This window comes from Lysinibacillus sp. CTST325, from assembly GCF_054665055.1.
On sequence record NZ_BAAFHO010000010.1, the window covers coordinates 52,161 to 75,737 of the forward strand.

20 protein-coding genes and 1 riboswitch are annotated in these 23,577 nt (G+C 37.3%); of the genes, 19 read left to right on the forward strand and 1 reads right to left on the reverse strand.

What is annotated here, in order from left to right; all coding sequences use genetic code 11:
* Positions 1-238: 238 nt before the first annotated feature.
* The 4 genes from ACYQ73_RS19515 (at position 239) to ACYQ73_RS19530 (ending at position 6,025) form a co-directional block, all read left to right on the forward strand.
* Positions 239-1,189 carry a c-type cytochrome gene (locus tag ACYQ73_RS19515; RefSeq protein WP_460013985.1) on the forward strand — a complete coding sequence of 317 codons (951 nt, stop codon included), beginning with the start codon at positions 239-241 and terminating at the stop codon, positions 1,187-1,189.
* 205 nt (positions 1,190-1,394) lie between these two features.
* On the forward strand, positions 1,395-2,279 hold the full coding sequence (locus tag ACYQ73_RS19520; protein ID WP_460013986.1) for a M23 family metallopeptidase: 885 nt from the start codon (positions 1,395-1,397) through the stop codon (positions 2,277-2,279).
* Between the two features lie 85 nt (positions 2,280-2,364).
* Entirely contained in the window at positions 2,365-4,353 is a 1,989-nt protein-coding gene (locus tag ACYQ73_RS19525) for an ABC1 kinase family protein (RefSeq protein WP_460013987.1), read from the forward strand.
* Positions 4,354-4,804: 451 nt separating this feature from the next.
* Positions 4,805-6,025, forward strand: a complete 1,221-nt coding sequence (locus ACYQ73_RS19530) for a C40 family peptidase (protein ID WP_460013988.1) — start codon at positions 4,805-4,807, stop codon at positions 6,023-6,025.
* Positions 6,026-6,116: 91 nt separating this feature from the next.
* On the opposite strand, the gene ACYQ73_RS19535 is transcribed toward ACYQ73_RS19530, so the two are convergent.
* Positions 6,117-6,368, reverse strand: coding sequence for a hypothetical protein (locus tag ACYQ73_RS19535; RefSeq protein WP_460013989.1), 252 nt, complete (start codon positions 6,366-6,368; stop codon positions 6,117-6,119).
* 217 nt (positions 6,369-6,585) lie between these two features.
* Here ACYQ73_RS19535 and ACYQ73_RS19540 point away from each other — a divergent pair, with 217 nt between their 5' ends.
* The 15 genes from ACYQ73_RS19540 (at position 6,586) to ACYQ73_RS19610 (ending at position 23,404) form a co-directional block, all read left to right on the forward strand.
* Positions 6,586-7,134 (forward strand): hypothetical protein, encoded by a 549-nt coding sequence (locus tag ACYQ73_RS19540; protein ID WP_460013990.1) that lies wholly within the window; start codon positions 6,586-6,588, stop codon positions 7,132-7,134.
* A 231-nt stretch (positions 7,135-7,365) separates the two neighbouring features.
* Positions 7,366-7,573, forward strand: a riboswitch (cobalamin riboswitch).
* Between the two features lie 306 nt (positions 7,574-7,879).
* On the forward strand, positions 7,880-8,422 hold the full coding sequence (locus ACYQ73_RS19545; RefSeq protein ID WP_460013991.1) for a hypothetical protein: 543 nt from the start codon (positions 7,880-7,882) through the stop codon (positions 8,420-8,422).
* Position 8,423: 1 nt separating this feature from the next.
* Complete coding sequence (locus ACYQ73_RS19550; RefSeq protein WP_460013992.1) at positions 8,424-9,386, forward strand: ABC transporter substrate-binding protein; 963 nt, start codon at positions 8,424-8,426, stop codon at positions 9,384-9,386.
* A 416-nt stretch (positions 9,387-9,802) separates the two neighbouring features.
* Complete coding sequence (locus ACYQ73_RS19555; RefSeq protein ID WP_460013993.1) at positions 9,803-10,570, forward strand: tyrosine-protein phosphatase; 768 nt, start codon at positions 9,803-9,805, stop codon at positions 10,568-10,570.
* A gap of 255 nt (positions 10,571-10,825) precedes the next feature.
* A complete protein-coding gene (locus ACYQ73_RS19560) occupies positions 10,826-12,211 on the forward strand; it encodes an MATE family efflux transporter (RefSeq protein ID WP_460013994.1) in 1,386 nt (461 codons plus the stop codon).
* Positions 12,211-13,047 carry a putative RNA methyltransferase gene (locus ACYQ73_RS19565; RefSeq protein ID WP_460013995.1) on the forward strand — a complete coding sequence of 279 codons (837 nt, stop codon included), beginning with the start codon at positions 12,211-12,213 and terminating at the stop codon, positions 13,045-13,047. The genes ACYQ73_RS19560 and ACYQ73_RS19565 overlap by 1 nt, the downstream gene beginning before the upstream one ends.
* Positions 13,048-13,126: 79 nt before the next feature.
* Positions 13,127-13,735, forward strand: coding sequence for a lysophospholipid acyltransferase family protein (locus ACYQ73_RS19570; RefSeq protein ID WP_460013996.1), 609 nt, complete (start codon positions 13,127-13,129; stop codon positions 13,733-13,735).
* A gap of 258 nt (positions 13,736-13,993) precedes the next feature.
* Entirely contained in the window at positions 13,994-14,458 is a 465-nt protein-coding gene (locus ACYQ73_RS19575; RefSeq protein ID WP_460014096.1) for a low molecular weight protein-tyrosine-phosphatase, read from the forward strand.
* Between the two features lie 200 nt (positions 14,459-14,658).
* A complete protein-coding gene (locus tag ACYQ73_RS19580; protein ID WP_132361468.1) occupies positions 14,659-15,378 on the forward strand; it encodes a YebC/PmpR family DNA-binding transcriptional regulator in 720 nt (239 codons plus the stop codon).
* Positions 15,379-15,725: 347 nt separating this feature from the next.
* Positions 15,726-17,021 carry an arsenic transporter gene (locus tag ACYQ73_RS19585; RefSeq protein WP_460013997.1) on the forward strand — a complete coding sequence of 432 codons (1,296 nt, stop codon included), beginning with the start codon at positions 15,726-15,728 and terminating at the stop codon, positions 17,019-17,021.
* A 266-nt stretch (positions 17,022-17,287) separates the two neighbouring features.
* A complete protein-coding gene (locus ACYQ73_RS19590) occupies positions 17,288-19,030 on the forward strand; it encodes a methyl-accepting chemotaxis protein (RefSeq protein WP_460013998.1) in 1,743 nt (580 codons plus the stop codon).
* A gap of 86 nt (positions 19,031-19,116) precedes the next feature.
* Positions 19,117-19,692, forward strand: a complete 576-nt coding sequence (locus ACYQ73_RS19595) for a YdcF family protein (protein ID WP_460013999.1) — start codon at positions 19,117-19,119, stop codon at positions 19,690-19,692.
* Positions 19,693-19,766: 74 nt separating this feature from the next.
* Positions 19,767-21,464 carry a M3 family oligoendopeptidase gene (locus tag ACYQ73_RS19600; RefSeq protein ID WP_460014000.1) on the forward strand — a complete coding sequence of 566 codons (1,698 nt, stop codon included), beginning with the start codon at positions 19,767-19,769 and terminating at the stop codon, positions 21,462-21,464.
* Between the two features lie 236 nt (positions 21,465-21,700).
* Positions 21,701-22,780, forward strand: coding sequence for an AI-2E family transporter (locus ACYQ73_RS19605; protein ID WP_460014001.1), 1,080 nt, complete (start codon positions 21,701-21,703; stop codon positions 22,778-22,780).
* Positions 22,781-22,792: 12 nt separating this feature from the next.
* Positions 22,793-23,404, forward strand: coding sequence for an NUDIX hydrolase (locus ACYQ73_RS19610; RefSeq protein ID WP_460014002.1), 612 nt, complete (start codon positions 22,793-22,795; stop codon positions 23,402-23,404).
* Positions 23,405-23,577 lie beyond the last annotated feature (173 nt).

Below are 23,577 nucleotides of genomic sequence, written 5' to 3' on the forward strand. Positions count from 1 at the left end.
AGTAAATCTTTTCTGTGAGAAAGCGAAACGTCAGCTACAATTACACCAAGGCGAAATTGATTAGGAAAAAGTACATACTGCAAGAGGTATTAAGTCTCGTTTAATGTGTTATAGAACAAAAGAATTCATCATTTTATCCTCTAAATGGTTCTATTTACGTAAGGTGTGAGAAAATTCACATCGAAAAACATGCTGCTTTGTTAAAATATAGGTGATTATACAAAGGGGGGTATTATAGATGAAACCTATAGTAGCAGGAGTAGCGGGGACAGTACTGTTAGCAGGTACACTTTTTGTGGGGGCAGTCATTAGCGACAAAATTTTAGGGGATGCTAAAGGAGAAGGCAATGAAGCCGCTGTACAAACAAAAATACCAACAACAGCAGCTGCTCAGTCAGTTGTCTATGCGCCGCCAAGTATTGAAGAAGTACCAGATGGACCTATGAAGGAAGCGATATTATACGGTTATGAGCTTGTCAATAATACACATGTTGCTGCAGAAGAATATGTTGGGAATCAGTTGTCTTGCACAAGCTGTCATGCAGGGGCGGGTTATGATGAGCAAGTTTCGTCATTGGTAGGCGTTATGGCGAATTATCCTCAATATATTGCACGCTCAGGTGATATTGTAACGATTGAGGAGCGTATTAACGGTTGTATGGTTCGCAGTATGAACGGTAAGAAATTTGACATGAATAGTAAAGAGTTAGAAGCGATGGTCTCATACTTCTCCTATATTTCAGAAGGTGTACCTATCGGGGCAGAGCGTGAATGGGTAGGTACAAGTACTATGAAAAACATTCCTATACCGGATGTTAAGAATGGTGAGGGAGTATATGCCCAGTCTTGTATTGCTTGTCACGCAGCTGATGGCTCAGGTACAGGTGCTAATACAGGTCCGGCATTATGGGGTAAAAACTCATTCAATGATGGAGCGGGTATGGCAAGAATGTCAAAAATGGCTGGCTACATCCAACATAATATGCCGGTCGGTGCAGCAGGTACTTTGACAGATCAAGATGCCGCTGATTTAGCAGCCTTTATCTTATCGCAGGATCGACCTGAATGGGCAAATCATGATAAAGATTGGCCAAAAGGTGAACGTCCTAATGATATTATGAATAAAGAAAAACGGGAACAAGTTAAAAATGGCACAATAAATTGGGAGCAAGTACTTTCTACTAATTAAAATGAGGGGCCATCCCTTGCGAGTAGAAATAATATACGTTTCGATTTACCTTTAGATAATTTTTTGTCTAAAGGTATTTTTTTATCTAAAGATGGAAATCTACATCTGAGGTCGTATAGGCGCGTTATCCTTCGATTGCTATATTTAGTAATGGTGATTATTATTACGGATATTAGACATAAGGAGGAAGCTTATTATTAAAAAAATGTTGCGAAAGTATGGTTACACAAATAGTGCTTTAATAGGATTTATTTTATTGTTATGGATCAGTGTCTTTTTTATTGGTGGCATATATGGAGCGTATTCATGGGCAATACTTAAATTAGTTTTACCAATCGTGGGGGCGCTAGGGTTGATGATCAATTTGATTATGGTGATTATATTTATTGTTAAAAAGCAGAAAAGTGTAAAGCCGTTTATTAATATAGTCGTAAACATAATGTTAATCTTTCCAATACTAATGACCATGAATATTATTCCTTATGCTTACCCGAACACTATTGAACGTGCTCAACCATCTATAACTGTAAGCTGGCCTTTAACTGAAGAAACTGTAGTTGGGTGGGGCGGTAATGATGTTAAAGATAATTTGCCTCATGCAGTATGGGCATCAGAGAGATGGGCCTACGATTTAGTAATGGAACCATATAGTATTAATAGTGAAAGTAATGAGGATTACGGAATATGGAATACAGGAATTTACTCACCTGTTTCTGGAGTTGTTATTGCTGTATCGAATAATGAAGCTGACATTACACCAGGGACAGAAGATTTTAAGTCGATAGAAGGAAATTACGTGTACATAAAAATAAAAGAAACAGGTACATATCTTTTACTTAATCATTTTAAAAAAGGTAGCGTATCTGTTGAAGTTGGAGATACTGTAGAACCTGGAGATTTCATAGGACGTGTTGGAAATAGCGGTTCATCCTCGGAACCTCATTTGCATATTCACCATCAAAGACAAGATCCAACGAAAGTTATACATCCTGTCTTAGCGGAAGGACTGCCACTATTTTTTCAAGATATAGAAGGTGACCTTATGCCGAAAAAAGATACTATTATAAAACCACACCCTTTATTAAAGTAACTATTTCTCTGGCTTTATACAAAGATGTACAGGTCGTATTTTGTTATACTAGCAGTATTAGGAAGTAGCATCGGAGGTGACGCTGTTGATTTTTTTGAAATTTTTAATCGAAATCATTGTTGTATCAGGGCTTATTTATTTTGTAAGTGGTCGATTAATTGGTTCAAATATTAATTTTATACGTAGGGTTCTTTCTGTAGTTATTAGTGTGACGCTAACGTCCTTTGTTTACTGGTATACCTATTTACGTCATACAGATTTTTTATACGAACCAATGATGCAAACGGTGACGGAGGTCAGTACACTTGTTTGGATTGGCTGCATGCTACTAATTTCGATGTTGCTCTATCTCGTTTTTGAGCTTTTTGATCCAAGTGGTATTACAGCTAGAGATCATCGGAATGGCAAAAAAAATTTATTATTGCGCCTTCGTAGCTACTGGAGACAGCAAAAGCGTTTGCGTCAGGTGTTAAAAATAGCAGTGACAAATGGCGTTGTTCAAACGATTAAATACACAAGACAACGAGAAAATGAAAAGGAGCTTGCCATTGCTTTGCGGATAACTTTGGAGCAATGTGGTGGGATATTTGTTAAATTTGGTCAGGTACTTTCTACTCGTAAGGAACTGTTTTCGCCTATTTTTATTGACGAGTTAGAGAAGCTACAACATAATGTGAAGCCTTTATCGTCAGAGCAGGTAACACAAATTTTAGAAGAGTCACTTCCTAAGCCTGTGAATGAAATATTTGCAAGCTTTCAAATGGAGCCTATTGCGGCAGCATCTATTGGACAAGTACATAAGGCACGATTGAAAAATTTTGATGAAGTCGTGGTGAAGCTACTACGTCCAGAAGTGAAGGGAATCATGCGAGACGATCTCGATATTTTAGAGGAATTTGCCAATTGGCTTTCAAACAAATCTACATGGGCTGAGTCACTTGGTTTTCGAGAGCTTGCTAAAGGATTTGGCGATGGGTTACGCGAGGAAATTCATTTAGATATTGAGGCTCGTAATACATTGCAGGTGACGAATGCTCTTACCAAAAGTGATTATAAGGTGAAGATTCCTAAAATCTATACAGAATACTGTTATGAAAATATTATTGTCATGGAATATGTACGGGGGAAAAGCGTTGCAAATGCTGAGGCTGAATTTAATCGATTAGGAAATAATCGTAGGCAGTTTGCACGGACTGTTTTATACTCTTTCATTGAACAGATGCTTTTTTCGGGTATATTTCATGCAGATCCACATCCAGGAAATATTCAGATTGATGAGACGGATGGTACACCGATCCTTCTTGATTTTGGGGCTGTTGGCCGTTTGGGAGCTACACAACAAGAGGGCTTAAAGCTAATTTTAATGGGGATTCATCTAAATGATTCAAATACTTTATTTGACGGCATAACATTATTGGTTGAAAATGCGGATCATGCAGATCGTGCAAAGATAGAGCAAGCAATTGATCAAATTCTCTTGAAAATTTCTTACGTGGATCGAATTCCGACAGAAGAATTAATACATGCGTTATTTACGGTTGTTCGTGATTTCGGTCTTGCTTTCTATCCAGCGGTAGGTTTAGCGCTACGTTCATTAGTAACATTAGAGGGGACATTACGTGTAATTGACCCGAATTTTGATATTTTTACGGAAGCGAAAGATTTTTCATCTGCATATATGCGAGCATCCTTCCTAAAGCCATTTAAAGAACCGATGGCAACGAAGGAACGTTTGCAAGAAGAATTAGCAATGATTATTCCGGCATTGCGCAAAATGCCAAGACGAGTTAACCAACTCATTCAACGGGTGGAGAGTGGAAAAATTATCTTACATCACGATGTTTTTTCGGATGAGGATAATGCTCGTTTTATTACAAATTTGTTTTCCCGTTTGGTCTTACTTCTCGTAGGTATTACCTTTGGCATTATTTCTGTAGCACTTTTAGCAATCTCACAATTTATTCGTGACGCGTACGCTGTTTACTTAAATACAGCTGCATACTTGGGATTGTTTTTATGTGCCATTCTTTTGGTACGGCTTTCTATCCAAGCGCTACGTTCTATGAGGCAATAGGAAGCGCCAACTTGAGAGTGGAAATCAATCTTTGTTTATTGAAACACTTTATGTATATCTATTCTTTTGTGACAAGATGAGGTAGGGGAAATGCTCCCTTACCTTTTTTTATTTTAACTTCTTTCAGCCGATTCCGGGCGCAATTATGCAGAGGCATAATGGGTAAATGTTCTCGAGAAATATTACAAAAACATTACAAAACAGAAATTGGGTCCAATGGTAAAGCAGTTAAAATCGTTGTTATGTAGAATAAAATTGAGTTTTGTAGAATTTAACGGAATTTACATGAATATTACAAGAATGTTTCGAGTTTTACTAAACGATTAAAAAGCCGTGAAATAGTATAAAAGTTATGCTAATAATGCTAAACTTTAAAAGGCTAATAAAATATAAGAGAAAAAAAGAAATCGTTCCAGTGATTACATTAAAATACTATGAGCGAAATTGACTAGTGAAGGGAAAGAATAACGTGGGTAAACGCAATAAATGGCGTAAGTCGATGGTGCTAGCATTAGCACTAGCTGGCGGCTTATTATTTAATACAGTTCAACCAACCGTAGTGCATGCAGAAGAAACATCTCAACAAATGATCGATAAGAAAGCTAAAATAGATACAGAGGTTAAAAAGCTACAAGAAGAATTAACTAAACTACAAAAAGAGATCGATGAAAAAGTAAAAGTATTTAACAAAGTACAAGCAGATATTAAAGAAGTTGATGCAAATATTGTAGATACTAAAAAACGTATTGAGCAACGTTCAGCGATTTTAAGTGATCGTATGGCTGCATACCAAGCTCAAGATACTACTGTGGGCATTTATTTAAATGCTGTTCTTGAAGCGAAAAGCGTTGCAGATTTAATGGACCGTGTCGTAGCGGTAAAAACATTAATGGATGCTGACCAAGAATTAGTAGATCAACAAGAAGCGGATAAAGCTAACTTAGAGAAACAAAAAGTGACATTAGATGAAAAACAAAAAGAGCTTCAAAAGCAATTCCAAGAGCTTCAACAAAAGGAAAGCGAAATGGAAGTAAAAAAAGCTGAAAATGAAGCGAAATCTCTTGCATTAAAGGCACAAATTGCAACGAAACAAGAAGAAGAACGTTTAGAAGCAGAACGTAAAGCAGCAGAGGAAGAAGCAGCTCGTTTACGTGCACTTCAAGCAGCTACTCCGGTAGTACAAGCAACGAATAACAACGCTAACGATAATAATGGTAACAATAATAACAGTAATACTAGCAACGCTAGCAATAGTGCCAAAGCGAACAATGAAAAATCATCACAAAAAGTCGTTGTTGGTTCTGGTTCGGGTACTGCATCTTCAGGTGATGCAATTTCAACTGCAAAGCAATTCTTAGGTCGTAGCTATGTTTGGGGCGGCAGTAACCCATCAACAGGATTTGACTGTTCAGGTCTTGTACAATGGTCTTACAAACAAGCTGGTGTATCTTTACCACGTACAGCATCACAACAATATTTAGCAACACAACGTATTTCAGCAAGTGAAGCACGTGTAGGTGACCTAGTATTCTTCAGCTATGGTTCAGGCATAGCGCATGTTGGTATTTACTTAGGGAATAACACGATGATCGATGCTCAAAATAAAGGTGTTGTCATTGAATCACTTGATTGGTGGAATCAATATTTAGTAGGCTTCGGTCGTATTCAATAAGCCCTACTATTATATAGACGATTTAAATAGCAAAAAGGTCATCTTTGTAAAAAAAATTACAAAGATGACCTTTTTTAATATTTGACGGTATTCAAGATTCTGCGAGTAAACCTATCATCCCGGTATAGTTATCCATTAATTTAGGCTCGACTACTCGATGAATAATGAGTAAAATAACATCTAGGATGAATAAATTTACATAAGTAGATATATTTACTATCATATTACCAGTTACTAAAATGGAAATAGAGCCGATGAAAGGTATAGCATCAATTATCGCTATAATGATTGTCATCGTTATAGCGTATTTCACTTGGATTCGTAGAAGGCCAATTCCAATCATAAAAAATGTGTCTTTTATAGCTGAAAGAAATGTTTCCTTGCATATTGATACTCATTTCTGATAATTTTGAAATATAACAATTAGGGATCTTACTGTGAAATTAAAAGTGTTTGTGACTTTAGTTTCGTAGTAGTAAAGTAATGAATGATAGAAATTAGAATAATACTTACAAGTTTGCCATTTTTGCGTTCTGAAACAATAAAGGTAGGGATGAATCATGGAAAAAGAGATTTTGCAACTTTTTAGTAATTTAACAGAGCATGACCGTGATATTCAATACAAATCATACGAAGAATTAATGAAAATTATGCAGGAACCAGTTGATTGGACATATTCAGTTTGGGAACAACTTGTTCAGGCTCTTACATACAAAAATGGGCATGTGCGTGCAAGTGCTGCACAATTTTTATGCGCATTGGCAGCAAAAAGTGATCCTGAAGAAAGGGTATTAGAGGACTTCTTAAAGATTTGGGCAGTAACGTATGATGAAAAAACAGAAACTGCGAGGCATACTTTGCAGGCAATTTGGAGAATAGGTTTAGCAGGGCAGGTCCAAAGAGATTTAGTCGTGTCATATTTGGCGAAAAGATTTCAAATATGCATAGACGAAAAGCACCCGACATTGATACGCTATGATATTATTGTATCTTTTAAAAAGCTATTCGATGCAACGAAAGACCCGAAACTACTAGAGATTGCACAGCGCTTAATTGAAGAAGAAGAAGATGTTAAATACAAAAAGAAATATAAGAATGCCATCCGTTAAAAGTAGTAAAATAGCTGTTTTTACGCAATTTCTTTCGTAGAGATAGCCTTTATAACATCAATCTATGAAGTATAACTAATACCTGCACGAGCATGAGAAATACCCGTGGGGGCAATGAAAACATCCGCGTGCATAAGGTAATACCTGCATGATTTTTATCCATCGTATTTGTGTATTCTATTCCACAGCTATTTTTTCCTATTAATCTATGTTAAACTGCTTAACAAGTGAATAATTCTTGCAGAATAAGGGTGCTGAATTATAGCATAATCGGGAATTCGGTGAAAAACCGAAGCTGTTTCCGCAACTGTAAGTACAGGAATCATAAAGATACACCACTGTCGAAATATCTGATGGGAAGGTTATTTTATGACTCACAACGTGATTGAATGTAGTGAACTGTACAAGCCAGGAGACCGACCTTTGTTTGAACGTATGATAACTCTTCGGAAGCTAGGAGAAAATGCGGCAATTACATAGGCTATGTCGTGTCTATACGACACTATTTATGTTATTTTCGTTGTTTCCTTATGAGTGGGAACAACGTTTTTTTATGTACACGTATAATTCACCTGATGGAATGCTAGGGAGGGTGTTTATCTTCATTCAAATGAAGATAAAGCCTTCGGACACATTGTTTATCTGCGCGACAGCGGCAAATGTTTTCTGTAGCGACAGCTACAATTACGCTTAGGCGAGATTGATAAAGTAAGAATTTTTCACGAAGGAAAGCGGGGACTTAGATTTGAAAAAAGATGCACGTTATTCTTGTTATCCGTTTATGCGTGAAAAGGCATCAACAGTAGATTTTGAAATTCGAACAGATAGCCTTACAACACATATTGGCGTCGCTTTGGGAGCGGTAAAAAAGGAAACGGTAGAGGTAGTAGCAGGTGATTTATTAGCTATTTTACCAATGGCTTACCATGTGAATGGCTCAGTCCGAGGTAAATTGGCGGTAACCGAAGATGATTTGACTTGGCTAAGTGATCGCTATGATTTCTACGTTAGCTATGTTAAAGAAGAAATACAAAACTTTGTATTACCACAAGGGACAGGGGCTGCTACTTCATTACATTTATGCCGTAGTGAGGCGAAAAAATCATATCGCGTTTTACACAAAGTATCTGAAGAACGGGAAGTACCAGCTATTCTCTTTGATTATTTAGGATTACTAGCCAATGTCTTTTTTGTAATGGCTGTCTATATGAATCAGCATGCTGGTATTGCTGAAATACCGTTTATTAGTAAGTCATACCCGATGAAAAAGAAAAAGGAGAAACAATGAAATGAAAAAAATGTTTAAGCTACAATGGCTTTCTGTGTTGATGCTGGCACTAGTATTAGTTGGCTGTGGCACGAAAGAGGATACTAATAAAGAAGCTACTTCTAAGGAAGATCAACAAGTTGAGAAAACTAGCTATAAAGTTAAGGATGACCGTGGAGTAGAGGTAGAGTTTGATGCTGCACCTAAAACTATTGTTTCATTACAACCGAGTAATACAGAAATTTTATTTGCTCTAGGTGTGGGTGATAAAATCGTTGGTGCAACTGAGTATGATACGTATCCAGAAGAAGCACAAAAAATTGAGCGCGTCTCTAGTTCTACAACATTCAATAGTGAGCGTATTTTAGCCCTAAAGCCAGATGTCGTTATTGCCTATACAACTGGAGGCGATGAAGAAAATTTAAATGCCTTAAAAGGTCTCGAAGATGCGGGTATTAAAGTGTTTGCGATTCAATCAGCTAAATCATTTGATGATGTTTATGGGGATATCGAACAAATCGCTACAGTTATGGGAATCAAAGATAAAGGCGACAAGTTAAATGTAGATATTAAAGCTAAAATTGCGGAAGTCCAAGCAAAAGTTAAAGATGTGAAAAAACCAAAAAATATCTACTTAGAAATTAGTCCAAAGCCAGACATCTATACAGCTGGTTCTGGTACATTCCAACAAGAGATTTTAAATGCGGCACATGTTAACAACGTTTTTGCTGACCTTGAAAGCTGGGCAAAGGTATCTGAGGAAGATATCATAGCGAAAAATCCAGAAGTCATTTTAACAACAGTAAACTATGTGGAAAATTCAGCGGCAGAAATTCTTTCTCGTGATGGATGGAATTCAATTCCTGCCATTCAAAATAAAGCGGTTTATTCTATAGATACTGATATCTCAAACCGTCCAGGTCCACGTATTGGCGAAGCTGTTGAGTTAGTAGCAAAAGCAACATACCCTGAGTTATTTAAATAGTCTATATTGAAAAAGAGTATTTTGGAGCTGTCCTTTATGGGCAGCTTTTTTGATGGGTAATTATCTGGTAGTGAGAGATTTACTATGAAGATTCCTTGGCCCTGCTCCGCTTTGGAGAAAAAGTGGTCGGGTAGAGTGGAAAACTACTCCGCTTTGAAGAAAAAGTGAAGGGTGGAGTGGATAACTGCTCCGCTTTGATGAAGAAGTGATCGGGAGAAGTGGATAAGTGCTCAGCTATGATGAAAAAGTGATCAGGTAATACGGTCGCCACCTCCTCCTCAATAAAGTATCGCTGAAATCCCCCCCTCATCGTTCGAAGTAGCGTATGGTATTTCCTAGTTCGAAAATTGGTATTATATCGAATTGTTCTATAATATAGAGATAAGCATGCTTGCTAACAGAGAGAGGTGCAGTGAATGAAACAGTTTGATATGAAGATTGTTCCGTTTGAAGCAATTTATAATTTTCGTGATATGGGTGGTTATAAGTCGAAAGATGGGCGTGCCGTTAAGAATGGTTTGATTTATCGTTCAGCAGCACTTGGTAAAATGACGGAAGCGGATAAGGAGCTATTTAAAACACTAGGTGTGAAAACAATTTTTGATTATCGAGACAACCATGAGGCTCAAAATAATCCTAATCCGGTATTTCCATATGCCAAGTATATTCAAATACCAGCAAAGGGAAATCATGCTTTTGAGATGCCTACAAACACTGGTGGAAAAGATTTTTATAAGGTTGTAAGCCCAGAGATGTTCCGAGAATTTTATGCACAAATGCCTTTTAATAATGACTCGTTTAAAAAGTTAATAGCAACGATTCAACATCCTGAAAATTTAGGGCTTGTTCATCATTGTGCGGTCGGGAAGGATCGAACAGGTATTGGCAGTGCACTTATTTTACTTGCTTTAGATATACCTGAGGAAACGATCATGGAGGACTATTTAGATACAAATGTACATCTACATCCCTTAGTAGAACGAATGGCTCAGGCAATTCAGCAAGATTATAGCGATCGAGAATTACAGCAATTTTACGCTTTAATGTCAGCCCGCGAGGACTATTTACAAGCGGCATTTGATGCAATGGATATCCGATATGGCTCTAAGACCGCTTTTTTAGAGCAAGAGTTTGGTTTAACAACAGAAAAACGTAAGCAATTGCAGGACCATTGCTTACTATGATAAGAAACCCTTTCACATAAAATTGTGAGAGGGGTTTTTTACGTATTATACTAGCTTTACAATGTTTCATTATAAAAACTCTTTACACCCTAAAAATCTATGATAAGATACTATATATTTTTATCCCGCTGTAACGGGCAGTCATTTAACTGTACCGAAAGCGAAGCGTCAGGTACAAAACTCTCAACTCAAAATTGGTAGTTGGGAGATTAACTGCCTGTAAAATCTTTATGAAGCGTATAGGAGAAGTTGAAATTGTCAGACACAGTAAGAGAAAGTGATATAAAAGAGACAAATAAGTTAAGCTTGTTTAATTTAACGTGGCCGATATTTTTAGAAGTATTTTTATTTATGTTGATGGGACTAGCAGATACTTTTATGCTCAGTGCTTTATCAGATAATGCAGTATCAGGGGTTGGTGCAGCCAATCAGTATATTCATATTGCAATTTTAATACTTGAGGTAGTTGGTAATGGTGCTTCCATTGTTGTATCTCAATACTTAGGTTCAAGGCGCTTTTTTGAAGCTGCGAAAATTTCCGCTTTAGCAGTAACGATGAATTTGATCGTTGGACTGATGATGAGTGTCTTATTTTTCTTCTTTTCGAGTCATTTAATGACCATGATGAACTTGCAGGGAGAAGTGCTTAAATATGCCCAAAGCTATTTAGTAATCATAGGCAGCTTTATTTTTTTACAGGCAATTATAAATGCGTTAGCAGCGATTATTCGTGTACATGGATGGACAAAGCAAACGATGTATGTATCACTAGGGATGAATGTGCTACACGTTGTATTAAACTACGGTTTAATCTTTGGTAACCTAGGATTACCGGAGTTAGGCGTAAAAGGAGCGGCTATTTCCTCAGTTGTAAGTCGGGGATTAGCAGTTCTTGTGTTTTTCTGGCTGTTGTATCAAGTGATGGAAGTAAGAGTGAAGCTAGAATATTATTTCGAGTATTCAAAGGAATATATTCGAAAAATATTAAATATAGGCTTGCCTTCAGCATTTGAGCAGGTGCTTTATCAGTTCTGTCAGATTGTCTTCCTTTATTATGCGACGTATTTAGGCTCAGAGACACTTGCTGCAAGACAATATGCTATGAATATTTCGATGTTTACGTATTTATTTGCGATTGCAATCGGGACGGGCACAGCTATAATTATTGGGCGAAATGTCGGTGCTGGTAAAAAAGATCAAGCTTATCATCAGCTTTGGTTAAGTGTACGAGCAGCTTTTGCCTTTACGATAACTATGGTTGTAGTTGTGACGATATTCCGTAAGCAACTTATGCACGTTTTCACTGATAATCCAGAGGTAATAGCCATCGGAGCATCTGTCTTAGCATTAAGCATTCTGCTTGAAACAGGGCGTACAATGAATATTGTAGTTATTAACTCATTGCGTGCCTCAGGGGATGCAAGATTCCCGGTGAAAATCGGTTTCTTATCAATGGTATGTATGAGCCTCCCACTCGGGTACTTGTTCGTATTCGTTTTACATTGGGGGTTAGTAGGTATTTGGCTAGCGATTTCAGCAGATGAATGGATGCGAGCCATTATTGTATACTTTAGATGGAGAAGTCGTAAGTGGGAGCGTTTTGCACTTGTTTCACCTACAGAACAAAAGGAGGCGAATTAATGGGAGCACTTTCTAAAAGAGCTGCAGGGGCAGCCTTAATGGATAAAAATATGACACTTTTTGCTTGTCCTATTTGTCAGGAGTCAATGAGTGTATTTGAGCAGGGTAGATTAGTATGTTCCTCAAGTCATTCTTTTGATATTGCCAAGCAGGGCTACATCAATATGCTGACACATGGTGCTATTTCTAAGTACAGTAAAGACCTCTTTGAATCTCGAAAAGCGGTCATTGATAGTGGCATCTATGATTTAGTAGAAGATAAAATCGGAGAGCTAATTGCTAATGCAGAAACCGTGCTTGATACAGGGTGTGGTGAGGGTTCGCATTTAGCCCGTATTATGGAAGATAAAAAAGGCAACAGTATTGGCATAGGTATTGATATAGCGAAAGAAGGCATACTTGCTGCATCCCGACATTATCCAGAGCAAATTTGGTGTGTTGGTGATTTAGCGAAAAGTCCATTTGCCAGATCAAGCTTCGATGCCATATTAAATATTTTATCGCCGGCCAATTACGAAGAGTTTAAACGTCTATTAACGAAGAATGGTTGTGTTGTTAAGGTTGTTCCTCAAAGCGGATACCTACATGAGCTTCGAGCACAATTATATGCGGATTCAACTAAAGGGTCATACTCGAATGAACAAATAGTTGCTCGGTTTAAAGAAAGCTTTGCTGATGTTAGTGTAGAACGTATTACTTATACAGTACCGCTAGCTACAGAGCTTGTACCAGCACTGCTTGAAATGACACCAATGGGTTGGCATAAAAAAGAAGACGTCAATATCCAGTTAAATGAAATTACGATTGATGTTGATGTATTAGTGGGAAGAGTCTAGTTATTTCACATGCGATTGCGATATACGGGTCTTTTCGATTACAATGGGTATAACTATTGAATAAGGTAGGAATGAAACAGTGTATAAATTTATAGCAAATGTTGTCAAAGTGATATTAAAATTAACGGGTTCAAAGGCGCGTGTATATGAGGAGCAAAACTTACCGAAGGAAGGTGGGTTTATTATTGCATGTACCCACACGGGCTATGTTGATATTTTAAACCTTGGAGTTTCAATGGCTCCTCGAGAAATTCACTTTATGGCTAAAAAGCAATTGTTTGATATAAAAGGACTTGGCTGGCTTATAGAGCGTTTAAATGCCTTTCCAGTTGACCGTGACAATCCAGGACCAAGCGTTATTAAAATCCCTTCACAGTTATTGAAAGAGGGTAAAATCGTAGGTATTTTCCCATCTGGTACACGAAATGCTGAGGGTTCGGATTTAAAGCAAGGTGCGATTACAATTGCACAGCTGTCCAAAGCTCAAATTGTACCAGCCGCTTATGTTGGTGCGCGTAATGCTGGCGATGTTTTTAAGCGCGGAAAGGGTTATCTAATTTATGGAGAGCCGTTTTATGTAACAGGAAAAGGTAAAGAAGGACGCGAGGAATTTACGCATCGTCTTGAGCATGAATTAGTAGCGTTAACTGAAGAATTACAGAAGCGAGTTGCAGCAGAAAAGAAATAAAGTGAAACATATTTAAAGGAGAGCTCCCTGTGAAGAATACAAATCTTCACAACCTTTTGAAGTGAAGTAGCTTCCTACCAGTTATATGCTGGACAACTTAGAAGGCACTCAGAATCAATTTGATTTTGAGTGCTTTATCTTCATTCAGCAAAATGTTTCAGTAGCGAAAGCGAAGCGGCAGCAACAAATATTTTCTGTGTGAAAGCGAAGCGACAGCAACAATTACGCCAAGGCGAATTTGATGGAGGAGGATATAAAATGATTCGAGCACTTTTTGTGTGTTTGGGTAATATATGCCGATCACCAATGGCTGAAGCGGTCATGCGTGATTTAGTAGAAAAAGAGCATTTAAGTCATAAAGTCGAAGTAGATTCGGCTGCAACAAGCTCTTGGCATATTGGTGAACCTCCTCACAGAGGAACACAAGAAAAGCTAAAAGAGTATGGCATCTCAACGAAAGGGATGCAGGGCCGACAATTACAGAAGGCTGACTTTGAAAATTTTGATTACATTATTGGCATGGATGAAAGCAATATACGTAACATCCGAACGATGCTTGGTAATCCTGATTCTCCGAAGATTTTCCGCTTTTTAGATTTAACCGACCATCAAAAAGACGTGCCAGATCCATACTATACAGGAGATTTTCAAGAAACCTATGATTTAGCCTTAGAAGGCTGTCATGCACTATTAGAAAAAATCAAAGTAGAAAACCTATTGTAAAGTGGCTCTAAGCGAAAAAAATTTTTACAATTAATGCTTAATAAAGTCACCTTAAACATTGGGATATCTAGCTTTGAAAGCATCTTTTGTGTTATTATTTGCAGAGTAAAGATACATTAAGTATTTAATCACCATTTACAGATGTGCAAGTGTGCATCTATTATTTTGATAAACTTATAATTTGAAAGAGAGTGGAAACTATGGGTCGTAAGTGGAACAATATTAAAGAAAAGAAAGCGTCTAAAGACCAAAGCACAAGCCGTATCAATGCAAAATTTGGACGCGAAATTTATGTAGCAGCTAAATCAGGTGAGCCAGATCCTGAATCAAACCGTGCCCTTAAAGTTGTTCTTGAACGAGCAAAAACATACAGTGTTCCTAAACATATTATTGAAAAAGCAATTGATAAAGCGAAGGGTGGCGGCGATGAAAACTTCGACGAATTACGTTATGAAGGTTTCGGACCAGCTGGTACTATGTTAATCGTTGATGCATTAACGAATAATGTTAATCGTACTGCTTCTGATGTACGTGCTGCATTTGGTAAAAATAATGGGAATATGGGTGTCAGTGGATCTGTTGCCTACATGTTTGATTCAACAGCAGTAGTTGGTTTAGAAGGTAAATCAGCAGATGAAGTTCTTGAAATTTTAATGGAAGCAGATATTGATGCTCGTGACATTCTAGAAGAAGATGAGGCTGTCATTATTTATGCAGAGCCAGACCAATTCTTTGCCACACAAGAAGCTTTAAAAGCAGCTGGTGTTCAAGAGTTTACAGTAGCAGAGCTTTCAATGCTTCCTCAAACAGAAGTAGCATTAACTGGTGACGACATTGCGAAATTTGAAAAATTAATTGATGCATTAGAAGATTTAGAGGATGTCCAAAACGTTTACCATAATGCTGATTTAGGCGAATAATATAAATTATAAAACCAGTAGCAACTTTTAAAGCTACTGGTTTTATCTGTAGATAAACGATACTCCTGATGACATAAAGTTATATGGTAATAGGCTTTCCTTGGATATAAAAATAATAATCAAACATATCCTATTATTATTTAGGGTGGATCTCTTTAATAATTATATTTAATACTATTTTGCTTCATCCATACTAATGATGAAGAGCTGTGATTTTTCACGGAAAGCGCCAACTCGGAGTGAAAATCAACATTTGTTTATGGATACGCGTTAATTTATTCTTTTATCGACAAGCTAAAAACCAGTAGCAAATTAAAGCTACTGGTTTTTAATTAGGGAGGAAAACGGTGCAAGCTCTTTTAGCGATTGCTATATTTTTAGTAACTTTATTTTTTGTAATAGTGCAGCCACGTAAAATATCGATCGGCTGGTCTGCTTGTATTGGTGCTGCAATTGCATTGACGCTCGGTGTTGTTACCTGGCAAGATGTTGTTGAGGTAACAGGGATCGTTTGGAATGCAACGTTATCGTTTATAGGAATTATTTTCATTTCACTTATTTTAGATGAAATAGGATTCTTTGAATGGTCTGCCCTCCATATGGCACGCATCGCAAAGGGAAGTGGTATCCGCTTATTCATTTATCTTTCCTGTCTAGGTGCTGTTGTTTCAGCGTTATTTGCAAATGATGGTGCAGCCCTAATACTAACACCAATCGTTCTAGCGATGATCCGTAAGTTAAATTTAACCGATAAAATGGTCTTTCCATTTATTATTGCAAGTGGATTTATAGCAGATACAACATCATTACCGTTAGTCATTAGTAATTTAACAAATATTGTGTCGGCAGACTTTTTCGGTATTGGATTTATGGAATATTTCTTACATATGCTGATACCGAACTTAGTTTCTTTACTGGCAAGCATTGCTGTACTTTATATAATCTTTCGTCGTTCGATTCCAAAAGAATATTCACTTGAGGCAGTTGATAATCCAAATTTGGCAATTCGTGATACGAGATTATTTTTATTATCATGGTATGTTATAGCGATATTATTAGTTGGTTTCTTTACGAGTGAGTTTTTCAAAATTCCAGTGTCATTTATTTTATGTGGTGTAGCAGCTATCTTTTTCTTGCTTGCACGACGTAGCCATATTGTAGATACAAAGAGAGTTGTGAAAGGGGCACCGTGGAATATTGTGTTCTTTTCTATCGGTATGTATGTGGTTGTTTACGGTTTGAAAAATGTAGGAATGACAGGGTTGCTAGCAAGTCTATTAGAGCACGCGATACAGCAAGGGCTGATGGTTTCGACGATAACGATGGGGTTTGTAGCAGCGTTTTTGTCAGCTATTATGAATAACCTACCAACTGTCATGATTGATGCATTAGCTATTGCTGAAACTAGTGCAACTGGCATTATTAAAGATGGGCTTATTTATGCAAATGTCATCGGCACTAATTTAGGTCCTAAAATGACACCGATTGGCTCACTCGCAACATTATTATGGCTCCATATATTAGCTCAAAAAGGGATAAAAATTGGCTGGGATCAATATTTAAAGATAGGTATTATTTTAACAATCCCCACTCTTTTCGCTACCTTATTAGCTTTAGTGGCTTGGATTATGGTCATATCATAGGTAAATACGATAAAATCAAAAAACTATTTTTCTATAGGGCATATCGCTGTAGAAAGGTAGTTTTTTTCTGTTTTTTCCAGCTCATCGGTCGCCCTCAGAAAAGCGCCCCGGCCTACCCATCAGCGTTATGATGATGAAGCATATCTGGGTAAAAAGGCGAATAATCCATACATAAATTACGTTTTACCCATTGTGAAAAAATTCAAATCATAACATAATATAGATTAATAGTCATGGTGACGAAGAGATAAAAGGGGGGCTAAAGCATGAAGTTTTCACGTTCGATACAGGGGAAACTAATTATCATTTCATTAGCACTATTAATTATTCCTAGCTCAGTAATAGGTTGGGTTAGTTATAGTAAAGCCAAAAAAGGTATGGAGGATATTGGCGAACAAGTTATCAAAAATAGTGTTGAATCTACTTTGCAATTAATCGAGCTTGCGAATGAAAGTGTTAAAAGGGGCGACGTTCCTTTGGAGGTTGCACAGGAGCGTGTGCGGGAGGCACTCCTAGGACCAAAGGATAGTGAAGGAAAGAGGCCAATTAATTATCCTGGAGACTTAGGGGAGTATGGTTATATATATGTTTTAGATGATAAAGGGACATTAACAACCCATCCGACTCGAGAAGGGGATAGCCTATGGAACGATCAAGATAGTAGCGGCAATTACTTTATTCGGGAAGTAACCGAAAAAGCACTTGCTGGTGGGGGATTTACACAATATGAGTTTGAGCTACCGGGTCAAGATGTATTAGCTGATAAAATAATTTATTCTGCAAAGGATCCTAATTGGGGATGGATCATTGCATCGGGTACATATATGCAAGACTTTAATAAAGAAGCTGATTCATTATTACTCGTTATTGGTCTTACATTATTAGGAGCCATTATTATAGGTACTGTAGTTGTCATAATGGTTTCGAGACATTTAGCTTTACCAGTGAAAAAATTATCTAAACGCGTACGTGAGGTAGCAAAGGGGAATTTAACTGTAGAAATTGAAAATCTACAACGTTCAGATGAGATTGGTCAGTTAAATGAAGGATTTAATGAAATGGTTGATCAACTGAAAACATTAATTACAGATGTAGAGGAAGCTATTGTAGAAATTCAATCGACATCGTCAAATTTAACATCTGTGGCAGAGGAAACAAACGCTTATGGAGATGAAATAGTAAAAGCGATAAATGAGGTTTCGGATGGTGCGGTAAAGCAAGCTTCAGATGCTGAAGATACGAATAGAACTGCCGTTGATTTTGCCCAGCAGATTGAGGTATTGCATGACAAAAATGAAGTAATGCTTGATGCATCTCAACATATGAAGCGATCAAATCAAGAGGGGCTCTTAAATTTAAACCGCTTAAAAGAGACATCACACGAGTCTTCGGAATTGATTAATAATGTTTATGCTGTATTTAATAGCTTAATTGTGAAGGTAAGGGAAATTGAAGGTATTGTCGGTACTATTACCGAGATTTCTGATCAGACGAATCTACTTGCATTGAATGCATCAATAGAGGCGGCTAGAGCAGGTGAGCATGGCAAGGGCTTTGCAGTCGTTGCTGAGGAGGTACGTAAGCTAGCGGACCAAACATCTGTAGCAACTGAGCTAGTGCGCACAACCTTAAAGGGAATCGAAAGTGAAACTAATTTAGTGAACGATGAGATGAAGAAAACAAATGTCATTGTTCATCAGCAAAATGATTCGGTTGCCATCACAGAGTCGTCCTTTAAGGAAATTGAATTGGCCGTAGAGAAAATTATTTCTGTTATTGGAGAAATGACTGCCGGAGTAGAATATTTGAATAGCTCAAAGGATAACATGATGCAATCTATCGAAAGTATTGCAATGATTAGTGAGAAAAATGCTGCTGCATCAGAGGAAGTAACAGCATCTGTTGATGAACAACAGCGTGCCATTCAGCTTGTTAGTGAATCTTCCAGTGATTTAACAGATGAAATAACGGCGTTACAGGAATCTATTAAGCGCTTTATATTAAGATAATCAATCAGGATGTTTGTACAGTAATTCTAGTACAAGCATCCTTTTTCTTTGTCTAAACGTTAGTAAATGGTAAGGGGGGATAAAATGTGAAAAAATGGGTAATTAGATTAGGGGTTGTACTGCTTGCTATTTGTATAGCTGTTTATATTTGGCTCGGCGAGGAGATGAAACAAGGTGCTCAGCCGGCTGCAAACGGAACAGCGACATACATGATTGTCCTGGGAGCGAAGGTGAAAACGGGTGGAATTCCATCGCTTTCATTGAAAAATAGATTAGAAGAAGCTGTAAAGTATTTAAACAAATATCCGGATGTAAAAGTAATTGTTTCAGGTGGGCAAGGGGCGGATGAAGATCGAACAGAGGCTTCAGTAATGTTTAAATACTTACAAGACAAGGGTATAGATACTAACAGAATATTAGTGGAAGACCAATCTACTTCAACTTATGAGAATTTACTATTTTCTAAAGAACTTTTACCTAAAGGAACTAAAAAAATTACGATTCTCTCTAATGATTTTCATTTACAGCGTGCGAAATATTTAGCTGAGTCTTTAGGTTTTGAAGTAGATGTCGTTGGGGCAAAAACACCAAAATCAGTGGAAATAAAGTTAAATCTACGTGAAAGGGCAGCATTATTAAAAACGTATATAATTGGCTATTAATTTGTTTCTTAATAGAGTAGATTTGGCATATAATAGAAATATCACGGGGTATATGACAGAAAGAGGGGACTTCTATGAAAACATTTAAAGACTATGAATACAGCCGTCCAAATATCGAGGCAATGAAAGAGCAGCAATTATCCTTAATTGACCAATTTAAAAATGCTCAAACGATGGACGAGCAAAGTGAAATAATTGAGAAATTAAATGGACTGAGCAATGACTACGCTACAATGGCAAACTTAGTGTACATTCGTGCATCGATTGATACAAATGATGAATTTTATCATGCAGAACGCGATTATTTTGACGAGGTTGGACCTGAGTTGGAAGAGGTAACAACAGAATATTATAAAGCGCTAATCGTTTCACCATTCCGTGAGCAGTTAGAAGAAAAATGGGGTCAGCAATTATTTGATTTAGCAACCTATCAAATTAAAGGCTTTTCACCAGTAGTCATCGATCTAATGCAAAAGGAGAACAAGCTCGTTTCAGAATACAATAAACTTGTTGCCTCTGCTCAAATTGACTTTAATGGTGAAACATTAACGCTTGCTCAGCTTGGACCATATGCAGAGTCTACTGATCGTGTAGTGCGTAAGGCGGCAACGGATGCACGCTTTGGCTTTTTTGCCGATCATGAAGAGGAATTTGATCGACTTTATGATGAGCTTGTTAAGGTGCGCCATGAAATCGCTGTTAAATTAGGCTATAAAAACTATGTCGAGCTAGGCTATATTCGAATGAATCGCATTGATTACAATGCAAATATGGTAAAGAAATTCCGTGACCAAGTTCGTGATTTAATCGTACCTATTGCCACAAAATTATATGAACGTCAGGCAAAGCGTATTGGTATTTCTGATTTTAAGTTCTATGATGAAGCATTCAACTTTGTATCAGGAAATGCTACACCAAAAGGTGATCCTGAATGGATTGTGGCGAACGGTAAAAAAATGTATGAAGAGCTATCACCTGAGACTGGTGAATTTTTCAACTTTATGATTGACCATGAATTAATGGACTTAGTGGCGAAGAAAGGAAAAGAGAGTGGCGGTTACTGTACATTTATCGAAAACTATCACTCGCCATTTATCTTCTCGAACTTTAATGGTACTTCGGGCGATATCGACGTGTTAACACATGAAGCTGGACATGCTTTCCAAGTCTATTCAAGTCGTAACATCGGAATTCCAGAATATTTATGGCCGACATATGAATCTTGTGAAATTCATTCAATGAGTATGGAATTTTTCACATGGCCATGGATGGAGCTATTCTTTAAGGAAGACACAGAAAAGTATAAGTTCACACACTTAAGTAGTGGCTTATTATTCCTTCCTTACGGTGTTGCAGTTGATGAGTTCCAGCATGTGATTTATGAAAATCCGAATATGACACCAGCTGAACGTAAAGCTGCGTGGAAAAAAATTGAGGAGACATATTTACCACACCGTGACTATGATCATAACAGCTATCTAGAAGCAGGTGGTGTATGGCAACGTCAAGGACATATTTATTCAAGTCCGTTCTATTACATTGATTACACGTTAGCGCAAATTTGTGCATTCCAATTCTGGAAACGTTCACGTGAAGAATTTGAAGCTGCTTGGAAGGACTATATTCATTTATGTGGTTTAGGTGGTTCTATGTCCTTTACGAAGCTTGTGAAAGAAGCAGGCTTAATTTCACCATTTGAGGACGGCTGTGTTGAATCAGTTATTGGTGATATTGAAGATTACTTAAATTCAGTAGAAGATACAAAATTATAGATTACTACGTTATGCGACATTAGTGGAAATTCGCGACACTCCTGTGGGAAACACTCCGTCCGAGCTTTCTCAGATGCTATAGCATTTGAGGGGCTTGCGGGGATTGCCCGTTGGTGAGTTGCGAATTTTTTAGTTTAGAAACTCTTTTATTTGGATATTAAGATAGTAGGATACTTGCGAAATGGTTAATATATAAGTAGTATTTTCAGTAACTGTGATAAAAGGAAGTGAAGAAAGTGACGAGGAAAGTTTGGTTTCAAGTAGGGGTAGGGGTTTTACTTGCTCTACTGGTCATTAAATATTTTATAGAGATTCATTGGATTTTTTCGCCGCTTGTAATTATCTTAAAGGCTATTTTTATACCTTTGTTACTTGGCGGTGTTTTGTATTACGTTACGGAGCCGATTCAAAGATTTTTAGAGAAGCGTAAATTTCCGAGATGGGCAAGTATATTAACGATAGTCATTGGACTAATAGCGCTTGTAGGTGGGTTTGGCTGGATCGTTGGTAATCCGATTGCAGTACAGGTAAATAATTTAGTGAAAAATATACCAATGATTAGTGCTAGCATTCAGGACGCAACTGATTATGTGTTTAAAAACAAGGATAACTTCCCACCACAGTTAAAAGATTTTATCGACAATATGGCAAATTCTGCGCAGCATTTTGCCGTTGTGGCAAGTAAGGGGTTAGTATCGTTTTTACAATCAGTTGTATCTGCTTCTTTATTAGCTATTTTAATTCCATTCTTCTTTATTTTTATGTTGAAGGATCATGAAAAATTTGCACCTTCGATTTATAAGTATTTTAGTGGTGAACGTCGAGAATGGGTGAAAAAGACATTAAGTGAAATAGACGCTGTTTTACGTAACTATATTCAAGGGCAGCTGCAAATTAGTTTTTTACTAGCACTCATTATGTATGTCGGGTATTTAATTATAGGTCTAGACTATTCGTTGCTACTTGTTATATTCGCGTTCTTTATGAATATGATTCCGTTTATTGGACCATGGATCGCCTTTACACCAGCACTGATTGTGGCTATTATTCAGGATCCAGTATTAGTCATATGGGTGTCTGTTGTTACACTCGTGGCGCAGCAAATTGATAGTAACTTTATAACGCCTAATGTCATGGGGAAAACACTCGATATCCATCCGTTAACAGTTATTACAGTTATTTTAGCAGCAGGTAATATTGCAGGCTTCATCGGTATTATCATTGCTGTACCATTTTATGCAGTATTAAAAGTGATCGTATCCAATATTTATGATGAACGAAACGTGATTAAGAAAAAGGCTACGAAGTCGGTATAGGAGTCGGAAAAAATGGAACAAGAAATTGTGAAAGTTTTTAATGAACAGCATGAACAGATTGGGACAGCAACGAGAGCAGAGGTACATGAAAAAGGACTATGGCATGAAACATTCCACTGTTGGCTTGTCAATGAGGACTATATCTATTTCCAAATCCGTAGTTCACAAAAAAAGGACTACCCTGGCTTGCTTGATATTACAGCGGCAGGGCATCTATTAGCCGAAGAGACAGTAGAATCAGGAATTCGTGAAGTGAAGGAAGAGCTAGGGCTCGATGTCGACGTACACGAAGTTGTTAAAATGGGCATGACATCTTGTAGCATCGTTTCAGAAAACATGATAGACAATGAATTTTGTCATGTTTATATATATCCATTCAAACATGATTGGGAATCATTTGAACTGCAGTATGAGGAAGTATCAGGGGTCGTTAGAGCAAAGCTTGATGAGGCAGAAGCATTCTTTTTAGGAGAAACAGCTACTCTGAATATTGAAGGCTATGAATATTTCCCTGATGGTCAACGAGCGAAAGTTGTGCGTCCAGTAAGTACAGCACAATTTGTCCCTTACAGGGAACTATACGTTGCTCATGTTATTCAGTTTGTAAAAGATAAAATGTTATGAATTTTGGGGTGTCTGAAAAGCTCTTCATAGGAATTTTAGCATAATTGTAAAAGATAAAATCCGCTTCGCTTTCCGTAAATAAGGTATGAGCAACATCATTGTGTTCTTGCTTTTTCCTGGGAGTTTAAGCGGATTTTTTTTGTCTTTATAGGAAAAATGATTAGGCTCTGATT

Coding starts and splice junctions, on each gene's coding strand:
- ACYQ73_RS19575 (WP_460014096.1), top strand. CDS start 13,994: ATGATTCGAGCACTTTTTGTGTGTTTGGGTAATATATGCCGATCACCA.
- ACYQ73_RS19600 (WP_460014000.1), top strand. CDS start 19,767: ATGAAAACATTTAAAGACTATGAATACAGCCGTCCAAATATCGAGGCA.
- ACYQ73_RS19535 (WP_460013989.1), bottom strand. CDS start 6,368: ATGATTGGAATTGGCCTTCTACGAATCCAAGTGAAATACGCTATAACG.
- ACYQ73_RS19610 (WP_460014002.1), top strand. CDS start 22,793: ATGGAACAAGAAATTGTGAAAGTTTTTAATGAACAGCATGAACAGATT.
- ACYQ73_RS19555 (WP_460013993.1), top strand. CDS start 9,803: ATGAAACAGTTTGATATGAAGATTGTTCCGTTTGAAGCAATTTATAAT.
- ACYQ73_RS19540 (WP_460013990.1), top strand. CDS start 6,586: ATGGAAAAAGAGATTTTGCAACTTTTTAGTAATTTAACAGAGCATGAC.
- ACYQ73_RS19590 (WP_460013998.1), top strand. CDS start 17,288: ATGAAGTTTTCACGTTCGATACAGGGGAAACTAATTATCATTTCATTA.
- ACYQ73_RS19520 (WP_460013986.1), top strand. CDS start 1,395: ATGTTGCGAAAGTATGGTTACACAAATAGTGCTTTAATAGGATTTATT.
- ACYQ73_RS19580 (WP_132361468.1), top strand. CDS start 14,659: ATGGGTCGTAAGTGGAACAATATTAAAGAAAAGAAAGCGTCTAAAGAC.
- ACYQ73_RS19565 (WP_460013995.1), top strand. CDS start 12,211: ATGGGAGCACTTTCTAAAAGAGCTGCAGGGGCAGCCTTAATGGATAAA.
- ACYQ73_RS19550 (WP_460013992.1), top strand. CDS start 8,424: ATGAAAAAAATGTTTAAGCTACAATGGCTTTCTGTGTTGATGCTGGCA.
- ACYQ73_RS19515 (WP_460013985.1), top strand. CDS start 239: ATGAAACCTATAGTAGCAGGAGTAGCGGGGACAGTACTGTTAGCAGGT.